Consider the following 8,136-nt stretch of genomic DNA (forward strand, 5'->3'; position numbering starts at 1 on the left):
TTTCTCCTAGGAGGAGGCCTAATGGGCCAAAAGTTATGGCTACAAATTTGTTTTCCTAAATTTTCATTTATTAGGCAGCCTTTCCCTCGCCATCCCTGCTCCTTTTTCGCTTATTATTATTGGTAGGTCCCTTCTTTCTGACTTTTTTCTGAATAAACCTATAAATTTATAAAAGAGAAAGTAGCAAGAGAAAATGCTTTAGCAGCGATGACTTAAGTTCAGCAAAGAAGGGATATAATTCTTTAAATGTTAAATAAACTGGCAACAAAACTGTCTTCCCTAAGATGGGACCCTTCCTACTTTTCTTGCTCTAATCCTTAAGCTTGCCCTTGCCTCATTTCATCTATTTTACCATTATATCGCCCGTTCTTCCCTTTGCTTAATTAAAGGCAATTACAAGAATGCCTAAGCTAACCGATATTTTTTAAGACTGAAAGGCATGAAGATCTATCATCAGTCTCCTCAACCTCAGATCACTTAACCCATTTTTTCTTTTTATTCTTCAAGCCCTATGTGGTATACTTCTTTTCTACTTAACCTAAGTTACAAAAAACTTTTTATGATTTTAGATTTTTTAAAAGGCAGCTATACTAGATTAAAAAAAGCCTTATCCAAAACAAGTGCTGTATTAGGACATAAGCTTAAGGCCCTTTTTACCAAACCCCTCAATGAGGAAACTTTAGAGCAAATAGAACGTACTTTATATGAAGCGGATTTAGGGGTTAAAATGTCCGCAACTTTAACGGAGAAAATTCGCCAGTTACACATCAGCCATCCTCTTTTAAAACCGGAAGATTTAGTCAAAGAAATCCAACAAGAGATTATCCAAAGTCTTAAGAGCCCTTCCCTTTCTGTCCCAGCTATGGACTCCTCCATCCCTCATGTTATTTTAGTTGTGGGAGTTAATGGGAATGGTAAAACCACTTCAGCTGCTAAGCTCGCCAAGTTCTACCATAGCCAAGGTAAAAAAGTCTTACTCGCCGCAGCTGATACCTTTCGCGCTGCTGCCGTCGAACAGTTGGAGCGGTGGGCGCAGCTCTTAAATATTCACATTGTTAAAGGAGCTGCCAAAAGTGACCCTGCCTCAGTTGCTTTTGATGCGGTAACCGCAGCCAAAGCAAGGGAAGCAGATATATTAATCATTGATACTGCTGGAAGGCTACATACCAAAGCTAATCTTATGCAAGAGCTTGAAAAGATCAAAAGATCCTGTCATAAAGTGCAAAATAGTACACCTCAAGAAATTCTTTTGGTGCTTGATGCGACCACAGGACAAAATGCAATCGATCAGGCCACTATTTTTCATAAACATACCCCTATTACTGGTTTAATTCTTACTAAGGTTGATGGAACAGCAAGAGGAGGAATTGCTATTAGCATTCAACAACAGCTTGGCATTCCTATCAAATATATTGGTTTTGGTGAGGGGGTAGAAGATTTTGAGCCTTTTAATGCTGAACGCTTTGTAAAAGCGCTGTTTGATGAATAAAAAGTTATAAACTCCAATCTTTATATTAAAGTCATTCAATTGGGAATATCATCCTTACCTAAGCAAGATTTAAACTTACCAAATCTTTAAGAAAATTAATTTTTTCTTTTCTTTAGCTTCTCATAATTTCTGAAAAGCAGGCCTCTTATATTCTATATGTTTGAAAGCAAGCATAATAAAATATTTTTACATTCTCCTCCATTACCTTCTTGTTCAAAACTCATAAAATCGTTAAAAGAAATTATAAGTTAAAATGGAGATTAATCATGAAAAAAATCTTAATTCACGTCACAATTTGGAGCGCCACGCTTGCTATTTCATCTCTTAGATTGTTTGCACACGGTGGAGGTGATCATGGAAGCGTTAAGGGAGAAGGGCATCCTTCTTATGAAGGCTTTCATGGAAAACACGATCATGGTTGGGAACATCATCATGAAGATCATCAGTGGCATCATGAGCATGGGCATAGCAATGTGTATGTGGTAGATCCCTGGTATAATCCAGGCTTCGTCTATAGTGATACTTCTGTCACCTATCCCTATTATTATAATGGTTATCCTTATTACTACTATCATCCTAATTATTACTGGGATAATGGGATTAATGTTAACTTAAATATAGGTAGTTAATCTTTTTTACATGACTGGGCTTAATTATTATAAACTCTTGCTAAGTAATTTTTAAAATTATTAGAAGAAGATTCCTGCTCATTTATTGAGGGAAAAGCAGCTGAAAAGAGCGGGTAGAAATTAAGTTTCTTATAACCAAGCATTTATACTAATCAGCATTAGAACATGAATGCAATTTTTAAAAGTTATTTAGTACTCTTTAAACCACAACAGTAAATTAGATAGGAAAAGATTGAATACCTGGATAATGAGTTTATAGTTTAAAGTTAAATTTAATTACTTTAAGAAGTTAGTAGGGAAAATCACATACTTTAAAATAAAGGCAACAGTTAGCTAAATTTTTCTCCTCATTAAGAAAACTTCAAATAAATACGAATGAAAGAGCGTGGCATCAGCCAGAAAAGTTGAGGCCATTTTAAGCCTTTAAAATTTAGTGACTAGAATTGATTAGCGGTTGAATTTAAATATGTATGTTCGATAGCTTGGAAGGTTTTTTTCTTCCCTTTAAGGACTGTTCTATTGAGGAAAAGGCCTGTTTAAAACCTTTTTTTAAGAAGTGAAGCTGAAGGGGTAGATGAAGCTAGCAAAATATTAAGTAAATGTCCCCTAACTTAGAGGTTAGTAAAAAGATCTAAATTTTTGACTAGTAAGAAAAATTTTGCGGTTATGGCTATCTATAAAAGTACTTGCAAGGTGCAAGGTTATCTAACGCAAAGACAGCTTTAGCAGTAAAATAGGAAGCATAGGTTGATTTGATTAACAATCTAGATATTAATTATAAAAAATTTTAGTTCGTGTCTTAAGAGCTTGAATGGCTACTATTAATATAACCCTGGAGACTCTATGTACAAAAGATATGGCTTTTTTATCGCTTTTTCCTTCCTATCTATGGGAATTTTTTCCTCACTTACTTTGCAAGCTGATGAGAATCAAAAAATTAAAGGTAATCTACTGATAGCTCAAGGAAAGGGACATCATGGGGGCAGGAATGGACACCATAAAGGCGGACATCATGATAGGGATGAAAAACATCATGATCATAGGCATGGAGGAGGAAATAATTATTATTACTATGGTGGATTAGGAATTGGCCTAGGCTTTGGAGCCTCCTATCCCTATTACTATGACTCTTATAGAGGGCCTTCCTCATCCTATTATTACCCCTCTAGCTATTCAATTTATCTCAATCCAAGCTATCCTGCTCCCTATGAAAGACGCCTTGAAAGCCGTTTTCCCTATTAAAAAGAAGGATAATCGTCTTTCTAGATTGGATAAAAGAAGCGGATATCAATTAAGAAGTAATCTTAACTTTTAAAAAGGGCTCGATGAAGCATAGAAGATTAATTTATTTATTATCCCTCTTTTCTTTTTTTATTCCCTACACTTTGGAAGCGTATGACCGTATAGGCAAAAATTTAAAAATCTATTCCTACACTCAACCACGGCGCCCGAGGCGCCATGGGCGCCAGCCTACTTCTCGCGCTAATTCTCCTTATCCCTCTAAATTTACTCCTCATCCTCAGCGCTCTTATCGCTATCCCCCTCAAGGCTTTCATCCATCTTCTAAATATCCTTAAAAATTAAGGAAAACATTTTTAAAAAAGTAAGTAGCTATCTTTATTTTATAAACTTAATGTAGCTTTCACAAGCTAGCTCAAAGATTACAAATAAAGAGAGAAAAATTAAAGATATACGCCCACCCGGAAAAGTATACTCACCTTTAAATCCATGCACATACCGTCCTGTCCATACCATTAAGACAGGCAATAAGCCTAATAAAAGAGCACAACCATACCCACCGGCATAATCTAAGGCTTCTAGAAAAATATGAGGATGACTATAGGAAATTAATAAAGGAGGAACAAAAATAGCTAAGCAAATAAAGAACTTATTAGCGCTACTTTTTTTTAATTGTAATCCATCGGCAAGAAAATCTAGCAGCCCTAACGTCACTCCAAAAAATGAGGTCACTAAAGCAAAAAAGGCAAAAAATTGGCCAATAATATAGATAACAGGAGTGCCTAAAAAATGCTTTAGCGGCACTACAGCATTCTCTCCTTTTTGCAGGGTCTCTATTAATCCTCCTGCACCAAAAGTTGGCACTATGCCTTGAATTAACCATTGCCAAATCATATAGGTTACCAAAGGAATAAAACTACCTATCAAAATAGCTAAGCGTGTTAAACGTATATCGCTATGCATATAGTGCACTAAAGTGGGGATAATTCCTTGGTAGGCAAAGGCAGTAAAAGCAATAGGTAATCCTACCATTGCTAAAGACCAGTTCTGATACAATAGATGTTGGGAGTTTACATGGGGAGCCCCTAAAATCACAAAAGCTGCATAAAAAACAGCTAATCCACCCATAAGCATGATATTTAAATGGCTAATTACTTGAGCGCCAGCATAAACAAAGGGGCCAAATAAGAGCACGAACAACAAAGAGCCATAGTGAGCAGGAACAATATTGACTAAGAACTGGGAAACCAGATTTCCACACCCTACTATATAAGCCAAATTGAGGCAGTAAAATAAAAATAGATAAATGATCCATGCTGCCCATTTGCCTAAACTTCCCAAAGTAGTGTAGGCCATCGTTACAATATTAGCTTCGCCCTTCATCCAAGTGGAAACTTCTAGAAATAATAAGCCTGTGGAGGCCATAAAAACCCAACAAAAAAAATAAGTGAGTAAAGAGGGAACAAAGCCGCCTAAGCTTGTGGCTACGGGTAGAGCAAGCATTCCCCCTCCAATAGAGGTTCCTGCTACTAATAAGGCGCCTTTAAGTAAACTTGCAGTATTATTCATGGGATCATCTTCTTAAATAAGTTAAATTAGGTGCGAGTATAGGGAGGAAGTTTCAAAAATTCAAGATAGAAGCCATAAAAGCAATAATTCCTGAAAAATATACAATTGGATGAAATTTTATACTTTTAGAAGTTATTTTATATAAATTCTAGGAAATTTTTTTTCATTTAACGGATTGAAAGCATAGCGGAGGCTATAAAAAAAGTTAATGCTAAGTAACGAAGCGCTATATGTGGATACCAGCTTGTATAGCTTGTCGCCTTCTAGCCCTCCCTGCCCAAAATTTTCTTTAGAAACTCTAAAGCATCCTTCTCTTATCCAGACGTTGCCCGCAGCTTTGACCCTATCCTATAGAGTAGCCTCACCAGGACAACAAGCTATATCGCAAGTGCCTTTTATGCTCCGTTTTACAAAAAGCCAATCTACCCACCGATTATCTTAAGTTTATTTTCATCAGTCTCTCTTATGATACTATTCAGCTTTTATCCTTTTTCCTTTGATAGACTCTATTCCTTTAGCGTTAAAATCAACAACCAAGCTAGAGAAAATAAAGAAAACAAGCCTGGCACATTCCATCTATTTTTCCTCCTTAAAACCTAAAGGTTACTCTATTAATCCCTTAAATAAGTAAAGTGCTTCTCTTGCTTTCCTTCAATATAGATGCTAAAAATACATTTTTTCTTAGATTATTTTATCACCACGCCTAAGATCTTTGCATGCGCTAGAATCTTCCAATGGCTAATCGCCTCATAAGAGGTGATTAAATCGGCTAATAAGGTAGCTAGATAAATATTTAAGCCCTCCTTAAGCTCTTTTTCCTACTCCTCCTTAAAACAATTATTTCTCCTTTAAAGCATGGAAGCTTAAAGGGAATTGATCATCTTTAGACCTCTTTTAACCTTCTCCTTTTGAAGAGCATTTTCTCTCTCCTCAAGCAATTGGCATGAAAACTGCATTACCTACAGCGAATTACTAAAAATCTAATTCCATATAGGAAAAAGGAGCGTCTTATGAGTAGTCCTATACGTCCTAATTCTTCTTCGTCTTCTGAGTTTTTACAGATAAAGAGCTTAAAAAGGCCTAGAGAAGATGAAGAGAAAGGAAAAGAGAAACAATTAGACGAAAGAGTAACTACACTTTTTGTAAATCGAGTTAAGGAAGAAATTGAAGCAAATCCGCAGTTTAAAGCTCATCTTTATACCTACCTGAAAATGGAAGAAGGAGATAATGATTCTTTGGCAATATTTCAATTTGCTAAAGAAACTTTTTCTTTGCAACTCAGGCCTGCAGGCCCTTTAGATAGCAACCCTGCCACTAGCCGTCAAGTTGTCCTCAATGCCCATAAACTCATTCCTAGTTTAACAAGGACGGCCAGGCAAGAGGATTGGCTTAAATTTTCTCATCTTCAACAGCTGATAGAGGAGATGGATGGGTATAATAATGGACAAGAGGGCATCCCAGCTAGCGAATTATCTTCTCCAGTGAAGATGCATGCTGAAACACGGTTATTACTTTTTTTTCATCTATCTGTCGCTTTCTTTAAATCCGAAAGTAAAATTGAGCCACGTGGAGCAAAGTTTCAACTTCATCAGGGTTCTGAAGCGCAGGGTACGGAGGCTTGCCATCATTCATTATTTCCAGAAATTAGAGACGATTATTTAGAAAAATTAAAATACGAAGTTCTTGAAGCTGTGCGAAAGGAAAGAAAGGAAGGAAAGGAAAAAGAAAACATTCCACCCACTTTGATTTTAAAATTATTGGCTCTTGGCATGCCTGGAAAAGCTCTTCAAAAAACTTTAAAGCAAATTATAGATAAAAAGGTAGGAGCTGAGGAAGGCATTAACAGATTATGGGATAATTTTTTTCCTGCTTCCCGTTCCTTATTCAATGAACAAAGTAAATTTTACTATTTAAATAATCATACCATAATAGCTCCTGCCACCCTTAACAGAGTGGATGATATCATTGAAAGAAATGTTCGTAAGTATGCCATAAATCAATTAGAAAACGTTTCAGGGGGAAGAAGCTCGACGCCTATAGCGGCTACAGTGCGTGTAGGTAAAGAAATTGAAAAAGTATTGGGTCAAAGCTTACTGCAGACCGATGAAAAACTCAACAAGCTTAAAGAATTAGAAAAAAGCGTGCGAGCGCTTGATAAGCATCTTTTTAAAAACAACCAACATTTGACTACTCAAATTTCTGCTTCTTTTGATGAAAAGTTTGAAAATCTTGAAAACATAAATAATTTAATTTTACGTATCCCTGAGTTATTAGATAGCATTTCTAGCTTAAATGATTCTCACTCTCTTCCACTTGTTATTCCTAATTTAGAAGACACGAAAGGATTGCTTGCAAGTTTTCCGCAGGATTTCCAAACATTAAGAAATGAATATAACGATTATGCACAGCAAAAAGAAAAAATGTACGCTCCAATAAACATAAAGATTGAAGAGTTTAAGCAAGCTATACAACGAAATAGAGAGGCAATTAAAAAAACTATAAATAAACAGAAAGAGCATGAAGCTATGAAAGGAAAGGATGATTATTATCATCAACTGTCCGAATACATTAGGAAAGTTCAAGCAAAATTAAATAAAGATGAAAAAGGGCTTTCAGCTTGGCAGGTGAAAAGAGCTCACTTAGCCCATCCTGGACATGGGCAAATGTTGACACTCTTGCAAACATACTCATTTGCTATAAAGGGCCTTTTCGGCTCTTCAATTTCTTCACCCATTGACCCCTCTTCTTTCACTAGGCTGGAAGAATCTAGACATTTCATAGGTGATCAGCTCCAAGCAACTTCTCAGCTCACCGAGAAGCTTAGCCAAGAAGTAATGCAAAGAAAATATTCCTCTTACCGTTCTTATGAACAGTTGCAATCTATTTTAATTAGCCAAACGCTTCAGGTAAACAAATAGCTTTTCTAAGCATCGGGAGGAGCGACTAAAATAGGCTCCTTTCCTTGTAAATGAGCAAAGTCCCATAGATGCAGCCAGCCATGTTCATCACAAAAGACTAGTTTGCGGCCATCGTAGCTAGCATGAATATGATGAGAATTTACCCCTGGATATGTGTCAGGTAGGAAGGGCAATATTATTCCACAACCTTTTATAGCAGGAGTATGTTGATAAAGTTTAAAGTTTTTGAATTCAGGATGAAACATAGAGGCAATATAATGGTTATCCTCTAAAGCAAGAAAGCGCACAGGCT

8 protein-coding genes are annotated in these 8,136 nt (G+C 36.3%); 6 read left to right on the plus strand and 2 right to left on the minus strand.

Annotated features, from left to right (window positions below; genetic code table 11):
• The first annotated feature begins 559 nt into the window (after positions 1–559).
• The 4 genes from ftsY to DB41_RS07515 all read left to right on the plus strand — a co-directional run bounded on the left by ftsY (position 560) and on the right by DB41_RS07515 (position 3,695).
• The gene (ftsY, locus tag DB41_RS07500; protein WP_039386057.1) at positions 560–1,489 is read left to right on the plus strand and encodes a signal recognition particle-docking protein FtsY; all 930 of its coding nucleotides are present in this window, start codon (positions 560–562) and stop codon (positions 1,487–1,489) included.
• Positions 1,490–1,755: 266 nt separating this feature from the next.
• Positions 1,756–2,118, plus strand: a complete 363-nt coding sequence (locus DB41_RS07505; RefSeq protein ID WP_039386058.1) for a hypothetical protein — start codon at positions 1,756–1,758, stop codon at positions 2,116–2,118.
• Between the two features lie 843 nt (positions 2,119–2,961).
• Positions 2,962–3,360: a hypothetical protein gene (locus tag DB41_RS07510; RefSeq protein WP_039386059.1), complete on the plus strand. Its 399-nt coding sequence runs from the start codon at positions 2,962–2,964 to the stop codon at positions 3,358–3,360.
• Between the two features lie 83 nt (positions 3,361–3,443).
• Positions 3,444–3,695: a hypothetical protein gene (locus tag DB41_RS07515; RefSeq protein ID WP_039386060.1), complete on the plus strand. Its 252-nt coding sequence runs from the start codon at positions 3,444–3,446 to the stop codon at positions 3,693–3,695.
• A gap of 40 nt (positions 3,696–3,735) precedes the next feature.
• Here DB41_RS07515 and DB41_RS07520 read toward each other — a convergent pair whose 3' ends face one another.
• The gene (locus DB41_RS07520; RefSeq protein WP_039386061.1) at positions 3,736–4,926 is read right to left on the minus strand and encodes an amino acid permease; all 1,191 of its coding nucleotides are present in this window, start codon (positions 4,924–4,926) and stop codon (positions 3,736–3,738) included.
• Positions 4,927–5,134: 208 nt separating this feature from the next.
• Between DB41_RS07520 and DB41_RS07525 the strand changes: the two genes are divergently transcribed.
• Both DB41_RS07525 and DB41_RS07530 read left to right on the plus strand, forming a co-directional pair.
• Complete coding sequence (locus DB41_RS07525; RefSeq protein WP_039386062.1) at positions 5,135–5,368, plus strand: hypothetical protein; 234 nt, start codon at positions 5,135–5,137, stop codon at positions 5,366–5,368.
• A gap of 568 nt (positions 5,369–5,936) precedes the next feature.
• On the plus strand, positions 5,937–7,844 hold the full coding sequence (locus DB41_RS07530) for a hypothetical protein (RefSeq protein WP_039386063.1): 1,908 nt from the start codon (positions 5,937–5,939) through the stop codon (positions 7,842–7,844).
• 5 nt (positions 7,845–7,849) lie between these two features.
• On the opposite strand, the gene DB41_RS11935 is transcribed toward DB41_RS07530, so the two are convergent.
• On the minus strand, positions 7,850–8,136 hold a 287-nt coding region (locus DB41_RS11935), incomplete at its 5' end, for a hypothetical protein (protein ID WP_039386064.1).

Origin of the sequence: Neochlamydia sp. TUME1 (assembly GCF_000813645.1) — a bacterium.
Classification (GTDB): domain Bacteria; phylum Chlamydiota; class Chlamydiia; order Chlamydiales; family Parachlamydiaceae; genus Neochlamydia.

Excerpts from the sequence above, each read along its gene's own strand:
- DB41_RS07530 (WP_039386063.1), top strand. The coding sequence starts at position 5,937 with ATGAGTAGTCCTATACGTCCTAATTCTTCTTCGTCTTCTGAGTTTTTA.
- DB41_RS07520 (WP_039386061.1), bottom strand. The coding sequence starts at position 4,926 with ATGAATAATACTGCAAGTTTACTTAAAGGCGCCTTATTAGTAGCAGGA.
- DB41_RS07525 (WP_039386062.1), top strand. The coding sequence starts at position 5,135 with ATGCTAAGTAACGAAGCGCTATATGTGGATACCAGCTTGTATAGCTTG.
- DB41_RS07515 (WP_039386060.1), top strand. The coding sequence starts at position 3,444 with ATGAAGCATAGAAGATTAATTTATTTATTATCCCTCTTTTCTTTTTTT.
- ftsY (WP_039386057.1), top strand. The coding sequence starts at position 560 with ATGATTTTAGATTTTTTAAAAGGCAGCTATACTAGATTAAAAAAAGCC.
- DB41_RS07510 (WP_039386059.1), top strand. The coding sequence starts at position 2,962 with ATGTACAAAAGATATGGCTTTTTTATCGCTTTTTCCTTCCTATCTATG.
- DB41_RS07505 (WP_039386058.1), top strand. The coding sequence starts at position 1,756 with ATGAAAAAAATCTTAATTCACGTCACAATTTGGAGCGCCACGCTTGCT.